This is a genomic window from Reinekea sp. G2M2-21, assembly GCF_015687175.1.
Classification (GTDB): Bacteria; Pseudomonadota; Gammaproteobacteria; order Pseudomonadales; family Natronospirillaceae; genus Reinekea.
Map to the genome: position 1 here is coordinate 105,783 of NZ_JADPQG010000009.1, position 18,868 is coordinate 124,650.

General features: G+C 46.4%; 17 protein-coding genes and 1 pseudogene. 12 read left to right on the forward strand and 6 right to left on the reverse strand.

Features of this window, described 5'->3' with window-relative positions; genetic code table 11:
* From IYN85_RS23005 to IYN85_RS23015, 3 genes are all read left to right on the forward strand, one after another.
* Positions 1-1,941, forward strand: coding sequence for a TonB-dependent receptor (locus IYN85_RS23005; RefSeq protein ID WP_196161310.1), 1,941 nt, complete (start codon positions 1-3; stop codon positions 1,939-1,941).
* Positions 1,938-3,107 carry a hypothetical protein gene (locus IYN85_RS23010; RefSeq protein ID WP_196161311.1) on the forward strand — a complete coding sequence of 390 codons (1,170 nt, stop codon included), beginning with the start codon at positions 1,938-1,940 and terminating at the stop codon, positions 3,105-3,107. Before IYN85_RS23005 ends, IYN85_RS23010 begins: the two co-directional genes overlap by 4 nt.
* A gap of 641 nt (positions 3,108-3,748) precedes the next feature.
* A complete protein-coding gene (locus tag IYN85_RS23015; RefSeq protein ID WP_196161312.1) occupies positions 3,749-4,498 on the forward strand; it encodes an ABC transporter substrate-binding protein in 750 nt (249 codons plus the stop codon).
* Between the two features lie 163 nt (positions 4,499-4,661).
* On the opposite strand, the gene IYN85_RS23020 is transcribed toward IYN85_RS23015, so the two are convergent.
* From IYN85_RS23020 to IYN85_RS23030, 3 genes are all read right to left on the reverse strand, one after another.
* Positions 4,662-5,270: a glutathione S-transferase family protein gene (locus IYN85_RS23020; protein ID WP_196161313.1), complete on the reverse strand. Its 609-nt coding sequence runs from the start codon at positions 5,268-5,270 to the stop codon at positions 4,662-4,664.
* A gap of 66 nt (positions 5,271-5,336) precedes the next feature.
* Entirely contained in the window at positions 5,337-6,497 is a 1,161-nt protein-coding gene (locus IYN85_RS23025) for an iron-containing alcohol dehydrogenase (RefSeq protein ID WP_196161314.1), read from the reverse strand.
* Positions 6,498-6,514: 17 nt separating this feature from the next.
* Entirely contained in the window at positions 6,515-7,210 is a 696-nt protein-coding gene (locus tag IYN85_RS23030; RefSeq protein ID WP_196161315.1) for a type 1 glutamine amidotransferase domain-containing protein, read from the reverse strand.
* Positions 7,211-7,325: 115 nt separating this feature from the next.
* On the opposite strand from IYN85_RS23030, the gene IYN85_RS23035 reads away from it, so the two are divergent.
* Positions 7,326-8,246, forward strand: coding sequence for a LysR family transcriptional regulator (locus tag IYN85_RS23035; RefSeq protein ID WP_196161316.1), 921 nt, complete (start codon positions 7,326-7,328; stop codon positions 8,244-8,246).
* Positions 8,247-8,278: 32 nt separating this feature from the next.
* Here the strand turns inward: IYN85_RS23035 and IYN85_RS23040 are convergent.
* The 3 genes and pseudogenes from IYN85_RS23040 to IYN85_RS23050 all read right to left on the reverse strand — a co-directional run.
* A pseudogene (locus tag IYN85_RS23040) lies at positions 8,279-8,896 on the reverse strand (AAA family ATPase); the annotation flags it as partial.
* Positions 8,897-8,955: 59 nt separating this feature from the next.
* Positions 8,956-9,693 carry a DUF1295 domain-containing protein gene (locus tag IYN85_RS23045; protein WP_196161318.1) on the reverse strand — a complete coding sequence of 246 codons (738 nt, stop codon included), beginning with the start codon at positions 9,691-9,693 and terminating at the stop codon, positions 8,956-8,958.
* Between the two features lie 5 nt (positions 9,694-9,698).
* The gene (locus IYN85_RS23050) at positions 9,699-10,151 is read right to left on the reverse strand and encodes a DUF2269 family protein (protein ID WP_196161319.1); all 453 of its coding nucleotides are present in this window, start codon (positions 10,149-10,151) and stop codon (positions 9,699-9,701) included.
* 131 nt (positions 10,152-10,282) lie between these two features.
* Between IYN85_RS23050 and IYN85_RS23055 the strand changes: the two genes are divergently transcribed.
* The 8 genes from IYN85_RS23055 (at position 10,283) to IYN85_RS23090 (ending at position 18,832) form a co-directional block, all read left to right on the forward strand.
* The gene (locus IYN85_RS23055; protein ID WP_196161320.1) at positions 10,283-10,825 is read left to right on the forward strand and encodes a TetR/AcrR family transcriptional regulator; all 543 of its coding nucleotides are present in this window, start codon (positions 10,283-10,285) and stop codon (positions 10,823-10,825) included.
* Positions 10,826-12,256: 1,431 nt separating this feature from the next.
* Positions 12,257-12,595 carry a hypothetical protein gene (locus tag IYN85_RS23060; RefSeq protein ID WP_196161321.1) on the forward strand — a complete coding sequence of 113 codons (339 nt, stop codon included), beginning with the start codon at positions 12,257-12,259 and terminating at the stop codon, positions 12,593-12,595.
* A 116-nt stretch (positions 12,596-12,711) separates the two neighbouring features.
* A complete protein-coding gene (locus tag IYN85_RS23065; RefSeq protein ID WP_196161322.1) occupies positions 12,712-13,200 on the forward strand; it encodes a JAB domain-containing protein in 489 nt (162 codons plus the stop codon).
* Positions 13,201-13,780: 580 nt separating this feature from the next.
* On the forward strand, positions 13,781-15,007 hold the full coding sequence (locus tag IYN85_RS23070; protein ID WP_196161323.1) for a hypothetical protein: 1,227 nt from the start codon (positions 13,781-13,783) through the stop codon (positions 15,005-15,007).
* Between the two features lie 614 nt (positions 15,008-15,621).
* Entirely contained in the window at positions 15,622-16,071 is a 450-nt protein-coding gene (locus tag IYN85_RS23075; protein ID WP_196161324.1) for a hypothetical protein, read from the forward strand.
* 74 nt (positions 16,072-16,145) lie between these two features.
* Positions 16,146-16,730, forward strand: a complete 585-nt coding sequence (locus IYN85_RS23080; RefSeq protein WP_196161325.1) for a hypothetical protein — start codon at positions 16,146-16,148, stop codon at positions 16,728-16,730.
* Positions 16,731-16,800: 70 nt separating this feature from the next.
* The gene (locus tag IYN85_RS23085; RefSeq protein ID WP_196161326.1) at positions 16,801-17,169 is read left to right on the forward strand and encodes a hypothetical protein; all 369 of its coding nucleotides are present in this window, start codon (positions 16,801-16,803) and stop codon (positions 17,167-17,169) included.
* 460 nt (positions 17,170-17,629) lie between these two features.
* Positions 17,630-18,832: a hypothetical protein gene (locus IYN85_RS23090; protein ID WP_196161327.1), complete on the forward strand. Its 1,203-nt coding sequence runs from the start codon at positions 17,630-17,632 to the stop codon at positions 18,830-18,832.
* Positions 18,833-18,868: the final 36 nt, after the last annotated feature.

The following is an 18,868-nucleotide window of genomic DNA, read 5'->3' on the forward strand; positions in this document are numbered from 1 at the left end:
ATGTCGCATATGTCTTTGCGCGCGTATTGTTTGTTGTCGATACTCGCGAGCTCGTTCACTTTTTCAGAACCCGATTCTGACACCCTATTCGAACCCGTTTATTCGGAATTTATTCCCGCCTATGACGCGAACGCCGAGTTTGCGACTACCAGTGTCACTGTACTTAAACCAGACCAATTTAGCGCCAGCAATATCAGTATCGCCGATGTGATTGAACTGGCGCCCAGTGTTCAAATTCAAAATACCGGAGAGACCGGTAGCTATGCCAGTGTGAGTGTTCGTGGGGCACCCAGTCAGCAAACGCAGATTTATATCGATGGTGTTTTACAACCGTCGGTTGGTGGTGAAGGCGGGTATCTGCAACAGATATCTGCGTCAGAGATCGAACGAATTGAAATTTATCCGGGCAGCTTGCCTTTGCAGTTTTCTCAGGCAACCCCAGGTGGTGCGATCAACATTGTACGCAAAAAAACAGATGAAGCCGGCGCTCGAGTACTGTTAGAAACAGGCAGTTTTGGCCATTATCGCGGTGCATTAAGTGGCAGAGGCCAACTGTCGACTGTTCAATTAAGTGGCTTTGCCGAAGCGGTTAGTGTGGAAAATGACTTCTCATACGTCAACGACCATGGCACAACGCTGTATTCCGGTGACGATGAAAGGCAAACCCGAAACAACGCAGACTTTAACTCATTGCAAGGTTCGTTGACCGCAGAAAAGAAGACGCAAGATACGCAGGCAGTGGTTACCGTTGATGCACTGACATCACGTAAAAATTTACCACATTGGAACAATGCGAAAGCCATAGAAACGTATTACGCAAAGCAACACATTGGTATTCAGGGCGCTTTCAGTCAGCAACAATGGGGCCCTGGTCTGGATTCGTCTTTGCGTTGGCAAAGTCGTTTTGATCAAGGCCATTTTAGCGACCCAAGTGATCTGATTGGTATTTACGCCAACGACAGCATTGACCATTTACGCAGCCATCAACTGTCACATCACACTGTCTATGCAATTAGCATGGGCCAGTTCGTCTTGAGCAATGAGTGGCACGACGACACATTTGCAATTGAAGATTCACTCCAGCAATTCACCTTAGATGCCTCACGTCAGCAATATAACAGCAGTCTTGGTTTCGAATGGTTTGCCTCTTCGGCGCAAACGTTGTCGGCGACGGTTCGTCATTTGTTCTTTGTTGATCAGCAATCAGAGCAAAAAACTAACGTCAATGATTGGGGTTGGCAAATCGGTACCCGGCATGACGGAGAAGATTGGCATTGGCAGGCCAATGCGCAACGGAGCGTCCGACACCCTAATCTTATCGAACGCTTTGGCAACCTGGGTACATTCGAAGGAAATGACGAGTTACGTGGTGAGTCTGCATTCGTTGCCGACGGAACGCTCGGGTTCAATACCCATCGGTTGTCAGCTCAAAGTTCCATTTTTTACCGAGCTACTCAAGATGCCATCGCACCGGTTTATAACTCGCAAGGCATTGGACGTTACATTAATTTAGATAGCGCATTTTTCATAGGCGCTGAGTGGCAGCTGAGCACAGGGTTCCGGTCGGTAAAGCTGATCAGCAGTGGTACCGTTCAACAAGGCATCGCTTTCTCTGTTCTGGATTTGTACGATCGGAAACAAGTTCCTGGTTTTTACCCAATTGCCATGCAACAGCGATTGGATTGGACACTTTCTGACGAGCTTCGCTTAGCCGTAGACTACCGATACGAATCTGGTTTGTTTTTTGACCGTGCCAACTCAACTCAAGCTCCTGATAAACACCAGGTCGATGTTGATCTGAGTTGGACTCGTCAGCACATCCGTACGTCGTTAAATCTACAGAATGTTTTAAACAGAGCGCATGTCGACTTCAGTCGTATGCCGCTGCCAGGTCGCAAAATAACCCTCACTTTTGAATACCGTTTAGGGAGTTTCCAATGAAAAAAATAGTCATCTTATCCGCGTTTGTGTTAGCGGGATGTTTTCCAGAGCCAGAACCGATAGTTGGGTTGGATGCCAAACTTATCGTAGCGTCTGCCTCACCCGATTACGCAACGTCAGACATTGCCTTGATCGGCAACACGGAAGAAAAGATTGATGTCGTGGTTGAAAATTTGGTGAGTACGACAAACCCTTCAGACATCCGCATCGGTTTTGATGGGGCATCAATATATCGCCTGGGTCGTTATGGCTTCGACAATGTGACCAAAATCAACCTGAATACAGAGCAGGTCGCCATGAATGTTGATTGGCAATACAGTGTTCTTGGCGAAGATTTCAGTGCGAACCCCTATGACATCGTTCTGTTGAACAGCCAACGGGGCTACGTTTCTCGCGCCGGATCTGTCGCGTTGTGGCAAATTAATCCAAGTGCGACGCAGGAGTCGGCTTTTAAGGAAGCAGAAATCGACTTGTCCTCGTTGGCCAATGCTGCCAGCGGAAACCCCTTCATGGCGGATATGGAAGTCGTCGATGGAAAATTGTTCGTTTTGTTGACTGGCTTGGATGATAACTGGGGTGCTAATAGTAATTCCCGGATCGCAGTTATCAACACCGCTACAAACGAATTGATCGACACGAATGCGACCCAAGCGGGCATTCAGGGTATTGACTTGCCTGTACGCAATGCGTCGAACTTCACTTTGCACCAAGGGCTTCTTTACGTATCGGCCGTGGGCGATGCTTATAATTATTCGGACACAACCCATAAATATACCGGCGGAGTGGTCACCGTCGACACCGATACTTATGCGTCAACGCTGTTGATTGACGATGGTGATGCAGCATCGGCACCCTACGGTAATGTTACTCAAGTCACGGTATCTGCCATGAATGATGTGTATTTCAGCGGAAGTGCTTCCTACGGCAATGACCAATTGTTTGTTCGAACCAATCTCACCGGCGACATTGCGGAAGTCAAACTCGGCGAGGGTACATACAATATTTCATCGTTGGCCAGCAGAGGTGCTGAAGTCTATGTTGGTGTGTTTGCGCAAGCCGATGGTAGTGAACCGGCCGGCATTCACGTGATTAACGCCATCACTCAGACACCGATTCGGTTTATTCCCATGTCCTTCCAACCCACTCAGATTGTGGTCGTGCCGTAATAGTAAAAGTACTAGGCTGGTTATTCACTCAACAGTGTTCTGCGAATGTTCAAGCAGGGCACTTTTGTTTTTGAACTAAATGAAAAATCTGCTTACTGCAGGTACGAAGCTGATTTGCAAAGCGGATAGCCTCAGTGGCTTCGATATTGTTTAAGACGGCCAATAGCTTGCGGTTCGGCTTTTCAGTATCTCCTTAGAATGATGACTCAGACCTACCAGCTGAGTATTCATTTATGCTGGCAGTTCGTGTTGGATAATTACGGCGTTGCTCCTATTGAAAAGATCTCGATATTCTCTACGAAGAGCGCCTTGTGCTAGCGCTTCCCATTCGCTCTGAAACGATACGAACTTCCGACTCGGGACACTAGATAGCAGAAAACCATCGATGGCCTGGTTTGTGTAGATACTATGTGTAGGTACTATATAAGTATCGAGGTAAAGTTACTATCTAACTGAGCGCGTTATGTACGTCCAGATTTCTGCCCAATGTGTTTTTAGGCGTCCATGCGCTTTTTAACATAAGAAGTGGGCGCGCGAGGCCTACCGGATGCTATGTCGCTGAAGTCGACAAAGTGACTTTTTGCACCTATTCTCATTAGCTAGCTGGGCTGCAGTCCGAGGTAGATTAGGTGCTCGCCAAAATGAAGATTTTGCTATTTTTGAGTTTGATTTTATCCATTGCGGTTGCAGTAGAAGCGCGAGATAAAATCAGACTTATTACGGTCGACTGGCCGCCTTACTACAGCGCTGAATTACCCGAACAGGGTTTTTATTCCCAGATCACTCGAGAGGTATTCAAGCGTGCCGGGTATTCCGTAGAAATTTACTTTGTTCCTTGGCAGAGGGCTTTGTTTGAAGCCGAGCAAGGCAATTATGACGGTCTGCTAGGGGCTTATTATTCAGATGAACGTGCGAAAAAATTCCTCTTTACCGACCAAGTTTCTGCAAACGATGAGGTGTTTATCGTCAGAGCAGACAGCAAAATTGACTCTATCGAAAAAGCCATAAGTCATACTGTCGCAGGGATGAAGGGGAGCGCGCCTCTGGAAGAGCTCAAAACCAGAAACGTCCCAGTGATGGAAAACTTGAATATACAGCAAAACTTGCAGATGCTTGCGGCAGGTAGAGTTAATGTCATCATCGGAGGGCGGGCACAATTTTATTACCAGTTAAGCACCAATGCCGATTTGCGCAAGCTATCGCCAGATGACTTTAAAGTTATTGAACCTCCCTATAAGTCTTTTGGTTTATTCAATGCGATGACGATGAAGAATCCGGATTCTGCGTTTATCGTAAGAGCGTTCAATAGAGCACTCAGAGATATGAAAGAGGACGGGTCTTTAGCTGAATTCGATATCACCATTGTTCAAACACAAGTTGAAATACAGTAAACCCCGAAATAAGGAGTGCCGTATTTCTATGGCGCATCGAATAAAGTCAATAATTCCTGCGCAAGCAATTTTTGTATGTCACAGAAACGGGATGGCAGAGCTTCTCAAAACGAACAACTCCTGCTCTGCTATTGATTTGCAAGACCCAAAGGGCGGGGCCTAATTAGCCAAAACTCACCGCTTTTTGAAACGCAGGGCGTTGTTGAATACGGTTAAGGTACGCTTCTATGTTGGGTTTGCCGTCGAGCAGGTGACTTCGTTTTGCCATGTTCAGGCTGATCGTCATCATAATATCGGCAGCGGTAAAATGTTCGCCAGCAAAGTAGGGGCGTGAACCCAAAACCGATTCGATGTAGCTAAAGTCAACGTAGACCTCTTTGGCAATATAACCGTCTATCGGCTGCTGGCCATCGCGCGTTTCCATTTTCAAAAGCCCGCTGGTGATCACCGGCAAACTTAACGACCCTTCCGCGAAGTGGCTCCATTCCAAATACTGATAATATTCTTTGGTTCCGTGTTCGGGTCTCAGCTGATTGTCGGCGTACCGATCCAGAATGTATTCCACAATGGTGCTGGATTCACACAAGGTTATGTCGCCATCGACCATCACCGGAGCTTTGCCCAGTGGGTGTACTGCTTTTAACGAGTCCGGTGCTAAATGGGTTTTGGCGTCGCGCCGGTGATCAACACGGGTGTAATCCAGTTCGAGTTCTTCCAACAGCCATAAAATTCGAGTCGAACGTGAACGGTTTAAATGATGAAGTGTGAGCATCGTGTCCCTCTGCTTTAAAATTAAAAAGGCGCGTTTGTGCGCCCAGGCATGGTTTCATGCAAGTATTTACGCCAGTGCGGTGGTCAGTATCTCTCGACTGATGTCGGGTGTAATGTCACCGTGTTCGCCGAGCTTAACCATACCGTGTTGCGTGAGTCGGTTGATCAACCGATCGATGTCTGACTCACCCAGGTTGACGTCTCTTAACCGAGTAGGCATCTGCATGGTTTCAAAAAACTGTTCAGTTAATTGAATGGCTCTTTGAATCCGGAAGTCATCGTCACCCTCGACCAACTGCCAAACCCGTTCGGCGTACTGCAGCAGTTTTTCCTGCTTAGAGGACTGGCGAACTTTCATGACCGCTGGCAAGACAATAGACAAAGTGCGTGCGTGGTCGATGCCGTGTTCGCCGGTGAGTTCGTGGCCGATCATGTGCGTTGCCCAATCCTGCGGAACGCCCGCGCCGATCAGTCCATTCAAGGCCAGTGTCGCCGCCCACATGATGTTACCGCGCACGTCCAGATCTTGTTTGGTGTCGTCGGCCAGTGCCTTCGGACCTTCCTCAATAAGCGTCTGCAACAGGCTTTCGGCAAAACGGTCCTGCACTTTGGCGTTAACGGGGTATGTCAGGTATTGCTCAATGGTATGGACAAACGCATCCACAACACCGTTGCTGATCTGACGATCGGACAGCGACAAAGTGACGGCAGGGTCGAGTACGGCAAAAGCCGGGCGAACCAGTTCGTTGCGGAAAGGCAGTTTGTGCCCATCACGAGTTACCACGGCGGCCGGGTTGGACTCGGAACCCGTCGCGGGCAACGTTAACACGCACCCCATCGGCAGAGCAGCGGTGATGGGTGCGCGCTTGGCGATGATGTCCCAAGGGTCTTCTCCTTCGAACAACGCCGCGGCGGCAATAAACTTGGTGCCATCAATAACCGAACCACCGCCCACCGCGAGCAGAAAATCGACCTTGCGTTCATGAATGACTGTTTGTGCTTGCATTAATGTGTCATAGGTTGGGTTCGGCTCAATTCCGGAAAACTCATACCAGGTGTGATCGGCCAACGCGGCCGCAACTTGGTCGTAAACGCCATTCGTTTTAATGGAACCACCACCGTAAGTGACCAACACCGTAGCACCTTGCGGAATAACGCGGCTGAGTTTAGCGATTTGCCCTTCGCCAAAATGAATTTGTGTACTGTTCTGAAAACTGAAATTTAGCATCCGTTGTTCCCGTTTTGTTATGCCAGCGCGGCCAGTAATTTCTGCGCAGCCAATTCCGAACTTGCCGGATTCTGGCCACTGATCAGCAAGCCGTCCTGTACCGCGAACGCGTTCCAATCGGCCACTTTCTGATAATCCCCACCGCGCTTGACCAGTTCATCTTCCAACAAGAATGGCACGACTTGCGTTAATTGCACGGCTTCTTCTTCGCTATTGCTGAACCCGGTCACAGCTTTGCCTTTTACCGCAGGCTCGCCGTTGGGGTCTTTCACGTTTAAAAACGCAGCGGTTGCGTGGCAAACGGCGGCAACGGGTTTATTTGTTGCAAGGAAAGCCTCAATCAGTTCGATGGAGGTGGCGTTGTCGGTTAAATCCCAAAGTGGACCATGGCCACCGGGGTAAAACACGGCATCGAAATCTTCGGCATTGACGTCCGCCAGCTTGGCCGTGTGGGCGACCAGTGCCTGCGCGTCGGAATCTTGATCGAACCGTTGGGTGGCGCTGGTCTGAAAGTCCGGCAGTGCGCTTTTAGGGTCAACCGGCGGTTGGCCGCCTGCGGGCGAGGCGAGAGTGACCTGTACGCCCGCGTCAACGAAGACATAGTAAGGAGCCGCAAACTCTTCAACCCAGAAACCGGTTTTTTCCCCGGTATCGCCAAGATCGGCGTGTGATGTTAAGACCATTAAAACTTTTTTATCGCTCAGTGCGTTCATGGTAATTCCTGATTCTGTGTGAGTGTGAACAACGTTCGTCAGTCTATGCCTCTATAACTTATCTAACAATGAGCATAAAATTGACTTCATTGTCTTAAAAATTGATACAGAACCGATGAATATTTCCTTTGAACAGCTGAAAAGCATGGTGGTGTTCGCCCAAGTGGTGGAGCAGGGCAACCTGACCGCCGCCGCCAAACATATGGGCTTGTCTCGGGCGGTGGTGAGTTATCACATAAAAAAACTTGAATCTCAGCTGGGAGTGCGGTTGCTGAATCGCTCAACCCGATCCATTTCGCTGACCGATGCTGGTGCGGATTATTACGAGAGTTGTCGGATAATTGCGGAACAGACACAGGCCGCCAATCAGAAAATAGAGAATTTGAAACATGAGCCGGAAGGGCGGATTAAACTGACTTGCCCGGTGAATGTGGGTCTGCAGATTGTCGTTCCAGCCCTGAATGAGTTTCGCCGCCGCTACCCGAAAATTGAGTTGGACGTGATGCTCACCGATGAAGTTGTGAACATCATGCAAGAAGGTATTGACCTGGCCATTCGTGGCGCACCCTTAGCTGACTCGGGGCTGCAAGCGAGTAAATTATGGACATTGCCGACTTGTTTGTGTGGCGCGCCGGACTATTTCAAGCGTCATGGTCGGCCGTTAACTCCGGCCGAGCTGGAGCAACACGATTGGGTGATTTACAAACTCACCGCAGGCGCGATCGAGTTGACCAAAGGCAGTCGTTCATACAGCGTCGCCATTCGCGGCAGTATCAGCACCAACAATGCCGCAGCACGAACCGCGTTTATTGAGGGCGGGCATGGTTTGGGGCGCATCCCGGTGTACGATGCACTCCCGAAAGTACAGGCGGGTGCACTGGAGACCATTCTGGATGACTATCAATTGCCAGACATTCAGGTGTTCGCGGTTTTCCTGCCCGGCAGCGCCACCGCGAAAAAACTGCGCTTATTGATCGACTTTTTGAAAACCTACTTCGAGCACAGCGGTCAACAACGGATCGGCGGCGTGCGTTAACACGCCTCTCAAGCTGTGAAGACATTTTCGGACTAGGACGTCGATTCCAGAACGTTCAAAATATCATTCATGGATTGCTGGTATTCGGCCTCATTCGAATTGCGGAATAACAGCAGGTCGTCAACGACGTCGGGGTTATCAATACTCTTCGGAATAGAAAAATCGACCCCGGCGATGTATTCGTCCCAGTTGTCCAGTTTCCAGGTGTCCCGGTCGGAGTTGCGATCAATCATTCGCTGCTTCACCACCTCGACATCGGTCATCACCCACACCACGGTCAACCGTGCATTTTTAGCTTTCAGCGAATGCTTCAGGTTATCAATAAATTGTGTATCGCGAATTTCACGCGTGAACGGTGCGTTAATTAGCACAATGTCATCGTACTCTAACGCCTCCATGGCGAGCGCCAAGACCGCATCGTATTCGTAATTGCGGATGTGCTCTTCAAAGAAATCCGAGCTGCGGTTTACTTCTGCGTTGGCAACTTTGAATATCTGATGCGACAGCACAATCAGCGTATCCTTGTCGAGGTACACCACGTGTTTCAGTGCCTTAGCCAGTTGTTTGGAAATGTAGGTTTTACCGCTCGCCGGTGGTGAGGTCACCAAAATCAGCCTTTTCATCTGAACTCCTTGATTATAATTCTCAGACTGTAACCAGCTTTGACGGACATTGAAAGCGCCATATTGAAAGCGCCATAAAGCACAAGTTAATACACAAACGGAATGAACCGCTTGGTCTTTTTAGCGTAAGCATCGAACTCTGCGCCATAGCGTTGGCTCAGGTAAGCGTCCAACCCTGGAATATGAAAAAACACAAACATCAACGCCATCAACAACGGCACGCTGAAAGCCCACACGCTGGTGGTGAACAGTGCCCAGCCACTGAATAACACCACATCACCAAAGTAATTAATGTGCATGGAATATCGGAACAAACCGCCGGTATAGCAATGGCCTTTGTTGGCTGGGTCTTGTTTCCAAAGTTTGCGTTGCCATTCCGAACCGGTGTTAAGCGCCGAACCGATCAGCAGTAATGCCACTGCCACACCATCATGCCAATTCAACGGTTGAACCTCGTCAACCCAAACACCGCCCAACAGTAAGAACCCAACTTCAAAACTGGCCATAAAGGCGACTAAACCAAGTACTTCGCCCCAGTCAACGCGACGTGCCAGCAGGTAAAACAGTGTGACAAAGTGACGTATGCCATAAAGCAGGGCGCAACCGGCCAAGATGAGTGCGCGGGTGTGGTCGGCCACTTCCCACTCCCGATTTAACGCACCACCCAATGCTGTTAGCCCACCAAAACTGACCAACCAAAAACACCAAGCAATGACTGTAAAATGCAAACCCGCAAAGGTGAGTTTTTGTGCGAACGATGTCGCGTGGCTGCGGTCCACGCCGCCGGTTTTGGGCGTATTCGCCGTTTGTGTGTGTTCAGTCATGTTGCTTACCCCGCTTTACGTATCATTAAATAGATCACCACCCCACTGAGCAGCGTTGCCAGCAGCCCTACCGGAACGGCCAGCAAAAACACCCGCCGGTAACGATGTTCCGTGTCAGGTTGGCCAGCGAGCCGCCACAACCGATGCTCCAACCCATAACCCACAATGAAGGCCAGCACCAGAACCGCCGTCAGCACCATGGAAGTACTCAGCCAACCCGGTAGAGCAGGTAATGACAGGGCCGAAACCATGGCAAGACCACCCCCAATCAGCGCCACAAACGACGGTGCCATCACCCAGCGGTTCAACAACAGAATCTGGCTCAGTGTGGTTTGGCGGGCTGCCGCGTTTGGCGCCTGCAAGGCCATGCGGTGCAGCAAACCATTGCACAGTGTTGTACCGACCATGCCGCACACCCCAAAAATGTGGAACCACTTTGCCAACAAATACCAAGCCATACGGAGCCTCCCTTGCATGAGTGGAACGATAAAAATCTTTTTAGTCCAGTTGGACTATTTAAAGACTAGTCGACACGCAACAGCAGTGTCAATATAATTTAGTCCACTTGGACGAATTAAAGAATCAGACCATGCCAAAGCAAGTGGACCACGACGCCCATCGCCAACAACTCGCCCAGCAAGCCGCCGAGCTGTTTTCCAAACACGGCTACACCGGACTTGGCATGCGCCAGATCGCCACCGAACTCGGTGTTTCCAAAAGCGCGCTGTATCACTACTTCCCCACCAAAAAAGCCCTGTTTCACGCCTGTACCGAACTGGTCACGCAGTTCGACGCCCCTCAGACCGACACCACCGTGAAAGCGCGAACTCGCAAAAAATCAGACTCCATACACGAACTGATTGCGCAAATAAAAAACCTCGAACCCAGCTTCGCCAGTGAACTCTCATTGCTGGTGGACTACCTCCGAGGCCGCAGCCAAAGCGACATCGCCACCGACCCCAGCATGCAACTCGCCAACGAACGGTACCGCCAGTTAATTGCAAACTACGTTGATGAAAAACATGCCAGCCCAGTGTTGTGTTTAATGCTAGGCGCCTTACTGATGCGCTTTTTTGACGGCGGACAAACCGACTTCGACACCCTGGAAGCCTGGTTACGTAAGGCGTTGTAAGCGGCGCTTCCACGGGCATCCACGCCCTGGACCCGTTGCGACGTGCCAATTTAGTCAGCCAAAGCAGATGCTATGGAATGGTTATTTACGCCGATGTCGAAAACGGTTATTTATTCGTTTTGTAGAAGTGAACAACCGAGGCACGAGGGCGGTTGCGATATTTTTTTTGGACCTTGTTATTGGTGTTTGTGCGGTTAAAAAAATCAGTTTTTTCTTTCCAAGGGGCGATCCCCTTGAACCCCCTTTTGTCGCCCGCTTTGGTGATCTTCCTTAATTGTCACTTTCTTCGAACGGTCGCTTGAGCGTGCGTCCCTGCACGCGCGGCGCTTCCAAGGGCATCCATGCCCTTGAACCCGTTGCGACGTGCCAATTAAGTCAGCCAAAGCAGATGCGACGGAGCGGTTATTTACGCCTGTACCCAAAGCGGTTATTTATTCGTTTTGTAGAAGTGAACAACCGAGGCACGAGGGCGGTTGCGATATATTTTTTGGACCTTGTTATTGGTGTTTGTGCGGTTAAAAAAATCAGTTTTTTCTTTCCAAGGGGCGATCCCCTTGAACCCCCTTTTGTCGCCCGCTTTGGTGATCTTCCTTAATTGTCACTTTCTTCGAACGGTCGCTTGAGCGTGCGTCCCTGCACGCGCGGCGCTTCCAAGGGCATCCATGCCCTTGAGCCCGTTGCGACGTGCCAATTAAGCCAGCCAAAGCAGATGCGACGGAGCGATTATTTACTCCTGTTCTTGGTAAATAGAATTTGGAGGTTTGTTTTATCTATCGAGAGAGTGATTCATGCCGTTGTTTCACCGCCTTTCAAACGACCGCGCGGAGCAATTCTCGTCTCACAGGTTGTTCAAGCAGGGATGCTAGAACAAGTGAGCCGGCCAAGGATGGCCGTCGCGAACGACCTGTCGAAGACGAAATTGAGAAGTGTGACCAGTCGTTTGTGGCGGCGGCTGGGATTGTTAAGGGCCAAGCTGTTGTGGCCCTTGACGAAAAGAATCTTCCAGTGAAACCAAGTCACTGAATGATGCTAAAGCCTCAGATACAAAGTAGATATGCTTAAATGCGTGCCACTCGGGGTTGCCCCCTTGAAAAGGAAAACACCCAATTAAACCACGTCTTGAACTATCCAAATGCCACAAATTTAAATTAAAAACTCGATAAAACGATGAAAACCCAAGGCCATCAATCTGACGAAAAAACCACATCTACACATTGAATAAACCGATTTTTTAGACGCCCATCACAATAACCTCACCTCACACATAAAATAAATTGTGTTCACTCATCACCCAGTGTTTTATACAGGTTGGCTTTTCAGAAAATTCAGGAGGCAAATAACGGAAAGAAAGTAGCGTAAAACTAAGCGCTACCCAAGAGTGGTGGAACACTCAAGGGCAGCTAACCAAAACCGATAGTATGAGTATCAATTATGGCTAAGTTCAATGGTAAGCTAGAGCACCGCTCGTTCCAAGAAAAAATCTCCCCACAAGGGAAACTAAGCGCAACTAAAAGCGACCTTCAACACCCCGTTGAAGCGAAACCTCCTTGTGACCCCGCAGTAAAGCAGTCAATTGCCAACCGGCACCGAAACCCACAGATAGAAACCGACCCCGCGTACTTACGCGCCCTACACTGGTGGCGTTTTCGTATCGCCCTGGCGTTGTACACCGGAGCTTTTCCAAATTCGATGCGGCTAAAGCCGTGTTCCGTGACATTCGTGAGTTATCAGCAACTGTTAAAGCAGTACCGAAGTAACAACAGCCGCTGAACGCACGCAGTAAAAAACACAGAACACATTGCTTAGCCGCACATCTTGCCTGCGCACGCAGGCAAGGTTTCTGATGCTTTAAAAACAGAAAACGAATTTAAAAAGCGAGACAAACCATGTACAAAAAAATCACCAACATAGACGACGAACTGCTGTTTACCCACGCCCATCAACGTGAATTGGAAAAACCCAACCCCGTGATACTCGACAGCATCGCCCGCGCCGAGCTGTACATAGCAAACACCTTCATACATTTAAAACACGAAGCCATTCACGCACTCATGCTCAGCACCCGCAGCGTGTTATTGGAAAGCCGACCCATTCTCACCGGTAAATTTTCATTGAAAGAACTCACCACCAATTTACTCATCAGCCACATCATTCAAGCCAACGCTACGCGGTTAATACTCATCCACCACAACCCTAAAGGAAACTTATCGATCAAAGACAAACACTTGCTGGAAGCCACGCGCATCAAAGACAGATTATTGGAATACTCAATCTGGCTAGACGACTTCTTCCTCATCACCAAAGCGGATACCGCTAACAGCAGCGGCTACAACCGGATGAACACCACCTCACTCGCTAGACTGGGTTTGGTGTAATATTTTTTGTAGGAGCCTTCGGAGCAACGCGGAGAGGCGATATTTGTGTGGGTCGGGCTTCAGCCCGACCCACAACTTATTCCAAAGCTTTTTTTTGTAGGTCGCGACTTTAGCCAGACAATCGCAAACCCTGTGTGAGAGGGCTTTAGCCCCGATTAAACGGCACTTGCTCCAGGGTAATGCGACATCAACGCAGATCTTCAAACTCACAATTTAACTTCAAATGCATAGTCATCACCGCAACCACCCTATGCTTCGCGCCAAAAAAGTCTTTGCGCCGCATTTTCGGGAAATTGATTAAATACTTATGCACGCGCCGCAAAGCCCAGTCGATAACGGAATATCCATTCCACGTTTATTAGACTACCCACCATGAATAGGGCGTATCAGGCGCACGAGTATTTCGGTAAAAACCGCTCGTGTGGTTTTTTAGGGTGATCAGATTGACAATAATGTCCACACCGCCGAATATGACTGGCACTGAGCCGAATATGAACAGAAACCAATTCTGCATATGCGGCGCCGGAAAAAACCGCAGTGGCGGCATAAAAAACTGTTAAATTTAAAGGAGGAGTGTCACATGGAGAAAAATCTTTGGGAGTTTATTAAAGATGCATATGAGAAAATGCCAATTTGGATACAAATCCCGACATTTGTAATCATTCTATTTCTATTTGTTTATCTCTTGATATCTCCAAAATTCATTGATGGTGAGCTTCTCGTTGCAAGTAGTGATTCTAGAACGAAGCCCATTCCAAGTTCGATTATAGAAGTAAATGTCAGTCCCGGCAGATGGGTCAGATTGCATACAGCGACAGATGGAAGATTTACTCTGCCAACGCCGATCAAGCAGCCATTAGGATCTGTTAACATTAGATATTACCCATCCGGAATTAAGGAAGGATACTATGAAACTAGCGTTAAATATTTCAAATTCTTTGGTAAGGAAATTTTGCTCGAGTATGATGAGTCAGAAAAGACTCGTAATGTATTTTATCTAAAAGAAGATGTCAGTGCACTCTTTAGTATTGTTCCAAGTGCTTTCGCGGATGTAGAAGCCAATCTAACGGGCCAGACTGTATCAGAAAAAACTGTAGATAATATTGATGATGCAATACTAAAATCTGCTTCACAACGATTGAATCGATTAGTCGAAGCAACTGACCTAGAAAAGACGTTTTCCGATATTGGAATAAGTAAAGTTGATTTGGCTTTTATTTACGCAGATATTCGAAGTAATTTTGATTTAGAAGTTAAGTCGGATATTTGGGAATACGCAGAAACATTACAAGATATTGTGAATTTCTCTAGAGAGCAGTTTTACAGATATAAACCTTGGGGTTTACACGACGGTCCCAGGATAGAAAAAATAAGAGAATTATTTAGCCAAGCCGAAGCGAAATACGGGAGCGAAACATATTTACTATATCAAGATGCAAGAATTCTTCGTAAGGCTGAGAAATCCTTTCCTGCTATAAACATTCTGAATAACATTATTGAGACTAATCCCGATTTTTACCTTGCTTGGTATGATTTAGCTTTAGCATATAGATCACAGGGCTTAGTTGAAGAAGCAAATGATTCGTTCAGTCGAGCAATTGAATTAAGTGAAGAACAGAAACTAAATCACGCAGCTGTTTATAATACATTTGGAAGGTTTTTATATACGCAATGTAGACCCGAGGATTCAATTGTTTATTTAAACAAAACTCTCGAAATTGAACCGGAGTATGGTTACACAAAGGGATATATATTAGACTCAGAGAGATTATTGGCTGGAGATATAAAACTTGAGTCATGCGACTAAACAAAAATTACAAAACGCTGTCGCAATACAGCCCTTATTTAACAGCTTCGCGGCGGCCTTTAGACTCGCATTCGCTCGCCCTTAAACAAAGACGTTAAATGACAAGGAAGACCATGGACACAACTAAACTAATTAAAAACTTAGTGATTATAGAGTTTGTACTGGCAGCAATTTATCTAGTACTAACTTTTTCTCTTGAAAAGTTTCTCCCTATACAATTGCAAGAGTTCCTAATCGCCGAAGCTAATGCCGAATGGACGACTGGTGATACAGTAATTTAGTTGTTGGAATTTTAATGCTTATTGCTCTCATAGCTGGTTTGGTAGGTATTTTGAGAACCAAGATATGGGGCAAATACATTTACTTAGGATCAGCCGCATTCGGTTACTTACTTGCTCCTACTTTGGGTCCCACTGTGGAGCATGCTTATTCCGCCGCAATCTATGACTTGTCATCATTGGCAGCAGGAGGAGCAATCACACTATTGCTATTTACGCAGTCTTCGTTTAACAAGTGGTGTTGGATCGGCCCTAAATTTGCCGCCGGCGCGGCGGGTATAGGATTCAAATACGCTGCGCTTCATTGCGCCTCAGTTTAGGAACGTTAGGTCATATATGAAGCTACTCAAAAGTCTCTTTAAGGCAAAACCTTCTATTGAACATAATGTCTTTGGTCGACTTATTTTGGAGAACGGTAAGAAAGGACCATATTGGATTCATGAATCCTACTCCTGCGATGACCCGACGATAACTATAGACGTATTATCTAGTGAACCTCCATCAGAGGCCCAAGTAGATTTTTATAAGGAAATTGTTTCTGATCTAGACCAAGCATTTGATCTTGTCAGAGGAAAACTAGTCCCTGAATACGAGAGTGTGCTAAATGCTAAATTTCCCGATAGCTGGCGAGAAGTATTGGTATTTGCTGGTATCGGTATACCCTGCGATGGCAAAAGATCTTCAGATTGGGACATTACCTTTGAACTTGTAAAAGATAACTACGGATACCTTTTTAATTGCTACTTTGAGAGCGGAAATCTAATTCACGTTGGGATAGACACATGACCCGACCTAACAATCACAGGTAGTCGGCGCGAAAAGTTCCGCCCAACTGCTGCAAGCGTTAACTGAATATCGAAATGGCTATTGATAAAATTACACTTGAAGGGGTTCAACTTCGCCGAAAAGTAGAAATTCTTGTCGAATCAGATTTTAACCAAGCATACAAAGTGGCTCGCTCGATAAGACACCCTTGGTATAAATGTCAGTCCTTATCTAAAGTTTCCGAATTTGCTTCAAGTTCATCTATTGAATCTTTGTTATTAGAGTCTTTCGACAGCGCCATGAAATGCCATGACGAAAATCGTAGAGTCTCAGTCGCATGTTGGCCGATTAAAGTTTCTTTGCATAGTGGAAAGACTTCACTGGCAAAAGCATTCTTAGATGAGTGCATAAGCCAGCTTAATAGTGATAAAGACCCCGTCAGTCGTTGGTGTGCCGTCAGCGTTGTAAATACGATAAAATCAGATTTAAAAGTCTTGGAATACTTTTATGACACACTTGAATCTGTAACATCGAAGGGGCATGGCTGGCGAATTGAACGGAGTATTAATCAATTACTTTCAGATCCCGAAGTTCAAAAAGATAAAAGGTATATTAAGTATTTAACAAAGCGGCTAGTTACAATAAATAGTTGGAAGAAAGCTAATGCTAGGCAAAGATAAATAGTGATATACGGACTCGTCTTTTGCAGTTGGATCCGTATATCGCACTGTTATGCATCCGGAGGATACAGTGCCTAAAAATTGGAATGAAATTGAAACTGATGACATATTAAATTTTCATGGAGCTCAGACCGCAGATATCGCTCGGTATCAACGGATCATGGAGTTTAAAAATATACAGGCTCTATCAGAATTAAGAGCAGGACTATTTGAATTGCAGAAAACGATTCACATAGTCGGTGATAAAGCCGAGGAAAGACTTAAGTCAGTTGAGCAATCTCAAAAAAGCGCATCTGAAGCTCAAGGAAAGATGAATGCTATTACAATTGCGCTAACAGTTGTAATTGCTCTTTCTACGGCTGTGTATACTTGGATTACATGGGAATCATTAAAAGTCCAAAAAGACTCAAACCGAATTGCTTTGGAACAGAGTAAGTGAAATGCATAACAAGTACACGCAGTTGATTATCTTTCCGCTTCGCTGCATTTGGCAACTGGCGCATGCGTTAAGCGTTAAGTGTTGAGTAGGATGAATATAGGAACATTGAGCTGGCTAGGCCTGACTATCGCAATATGTGTGATTTTAATGTTGGTATTAAGATTGAAGATCTGGATTGATAAATTCGATTTAGCCGTGATTGGGCTCGTTGTTGGTTTAATATCTGTTTTGATTGAGTTTAATTTCCCGAGCGAAGATACTGAGGGTCAGGTTATAGAGTCGATTCTTTATTTGTTACCAATAAATCTAGTTTTCCAGCTTGTCCCTGTTTCTCTCTTAAATCTGTGGCATTCTGCATTTAACAAATAATTGTTACGCAAGCCCAAAAGCCTTGCTTCGCAAGTGGGCTTCGGACTCGTAAATTCAACGCAAAATAATGGCGTTAATTTCAAGGAACCTCATGAGTATTTACATCCCAGAGAAATTTCATAACGTAAAATACAATTATGACCGGTTCCCTGGAGTTGAGGATCAGTCAAACTTTTCTAAGGGAGCAAATTGCCAAGTATTTTCTTATGAACTGTTAGCTGTTAATGGTGTGCAAGCACCAAATCTTAGATCGAGTAATATATGGGAAGATCGTAAATATACAATCAAAGTAGAAGGTGACTTAAAGCCCCTAGATTTATTGTTGTTTAACAGCACATCCGATCCGTATGGCGCTCATATGGCAGTTTCTTTGGGTGGTGAAGATCTGATCCATCTCGCCAAGCATAACGAAGTTGCGGAGATAACTACCATAAACGAATTGCGTAAACTCGATAAATACAGAGTTTTCTGGGGGCAAAACGTGTCAAATAGCCAAGCCTCCAGACATGAATTTAAATATTTTACTTCGTTGTCGGATCTTGAATTATTTGCCCAACGAAAAGCCAGTGTTGTTACTGTGTTTGAGATTAACCGATCAGGCTTTATAAATAGTGGTTCTTTAAAACACGGATTCTTTACTTATGAAGTGAATTTTTTTAACGAATCTGTTTTAAAGCGAATTGAAGACTTCATTAGATATGAAAACAGTCACTTCCGCTTACCTGTAATACTTGATGAAGATGGCCTATGTTCCCAAAGTAATCCTTTACTGCCTTTCAAGACCGAGACCGTGAGTGGCCTTCGAAATTACGAACCCGATATTTGTGTACACTCTACTTCAATCGAAAATGGCATACGGATTCTCGAAGAAGGAACGTTAAAAAGCCAGCTAAAGCTAATTAATGAAGGCTGGTTAACTGATACTCAGTTAGGCTATACAATAAATGGAGAGCCCAAGGACTATCTTGATCACATTAATTTGGGTGCGTTTGAAAGCCCTTGGCCCGAGAGGGTATCTCAATCGAATCAGATTAAAGAGATAGGAAATTGTACTTGCTCTTATAAGCCCGGTTTTAGATTTTATTTTAGCGCAAGAAAACTCCAGGTATCAGGTTTACTGGTTCGAACAGGCGCACCATTTATCAAGGTTAGTGATAGTCTTTGTTTAGACGATGATAGTGGATTTTTGGGGTATGTAAGCTCCGAAGAGTTAGGTGGTGAAAATTGGCAGCCTGACCTATACACGACAAAGGCAAACGAACTCTTTAAGCAAAAAATTAATAATGCACTGTAATAACACAGCCCTAAATTGCCCCTTTCGCAGATGGCA

What these genes read in the sequence shown, in the direction of transcription:
- IYN85_RS23005 (WP_196161310.1), top strand. Translation starts at nt 1, where the DNA reads ATGTCGCATATGTCTTTGCGCGCGTATTGTTTGTTGTCGATACTCGCG.
- IYN85_RS23010 (WP_196161311.1), top strand. Translation starts at nt 1,938, where the DNA reads ATGAAAAAAATAGTCATCTTATCCGCGTTTGTGTTAGCGGGATGTTTT.
- IYN85_RS23015 (WP_196161312.1), top strand. Translation starts at nt 3,749, where the DNA reads ATGAAGATTTTGCTATTTTTGAGTTTGATTTTATCCATTGCGGTTGCA.
- IYN85_RS23020 (WP_196161313.1), bottom strand. Translation starts at nt 5,270, where the DNA reads ATGCTCACACTTCATCATTTAAACCGTTCACGTTCGACTCGAATTTTA.
- IYN85_RS23025 (WP_196161314.1), bottom strand. Translation starts at nt 6,497, where the DNA reads ATGCTAAATTTCAGTTTTCAGAACAGTACACAAATTCATTTTGGCGAA.
- IYN85_RS23030 (WP_196161315.1), bottom strand. Translation starts at nt 7,210, where the DNA reads ATGAACGCACTGAGCGATAAAAAAGTTTTAATGGTCTTAACATCACAC.
- IYN85_RS23035 (WP_196161316.1), top strand. Translation starts at nt 7,326, where the DNA reads ATGAATATTTCCTTTGAACAGCTGAAAAGCATGGTGGTGTTCGCCCAA.
- IYN85_RS23045 (WP_196161318.1), bottom strand. Translation starts at nt 9,693, where the DNA reads ATGACTGAACACACACAAACGGCGAATACGCCCAAAACCGGCGGCGTG.
- IYN85_RS23050 (WP_196161319.1), bottom strand. Translation starts at nt 10,151, where the DNA reads ATGGCTTGGTATTTGTTGGCAAAGTGGTTCCACATTTTTGGGGTGTGC.
- IYN85_RS23055 (WP_196161320.1), top strand. Translation starts at nt 10,283, where the DNA reads ATGCCAAAGCAAGTGGACCACGACGCCCATCGCCAACAACTCGCCCAG.
- IYN85_RS23060 (WP_196161321.1), top strand. Translation starts at nt 12,257, where the DNA reads ATGGCTAAGTTCAATGGTAAGCTAGAGCACCGCTCGTTCCAAGAAAAA.
- IYN85_RS23065 (WP_196161322.1), top strand. Translation starts at nt 12,712, where the DNA reads ATGTACAAAAAAATCACCAACATAGACGACGAACTGCTGTTTACCCAC.
- IYN85_RS23070 (WP_196161323.1), top strand. Translation starts at nt 13,781, where the DNA reads ATGGAGAAAAATCTTTGGGAGTTTATTAAAGATGCATATGAGAAAATG.
- IYN85_RS23075 (WP_196161324.1), top strand. Translation starts at nt 15,622, where the DNA reads ATGAAGCTACTCAAAAGTCTCTTTAAGGCAAAACCTTCTATTGAACAT.
- IYN85_RS23080 (WP_196161325.1), top strand. Translation starts at nt 16,146, where the DNA reads ATGGCTATTGATAAAATTACACTTGAAGGGGTTCAACTTCGCCGAAAA.
- IYN85_RS23090 (WP_196161327.1), top strand. Translation starts at nt 17,630, where the DNA reads ATGAGTATTTACATCCCAGAGAAATTTCATAACGTAAAATACAATTAT.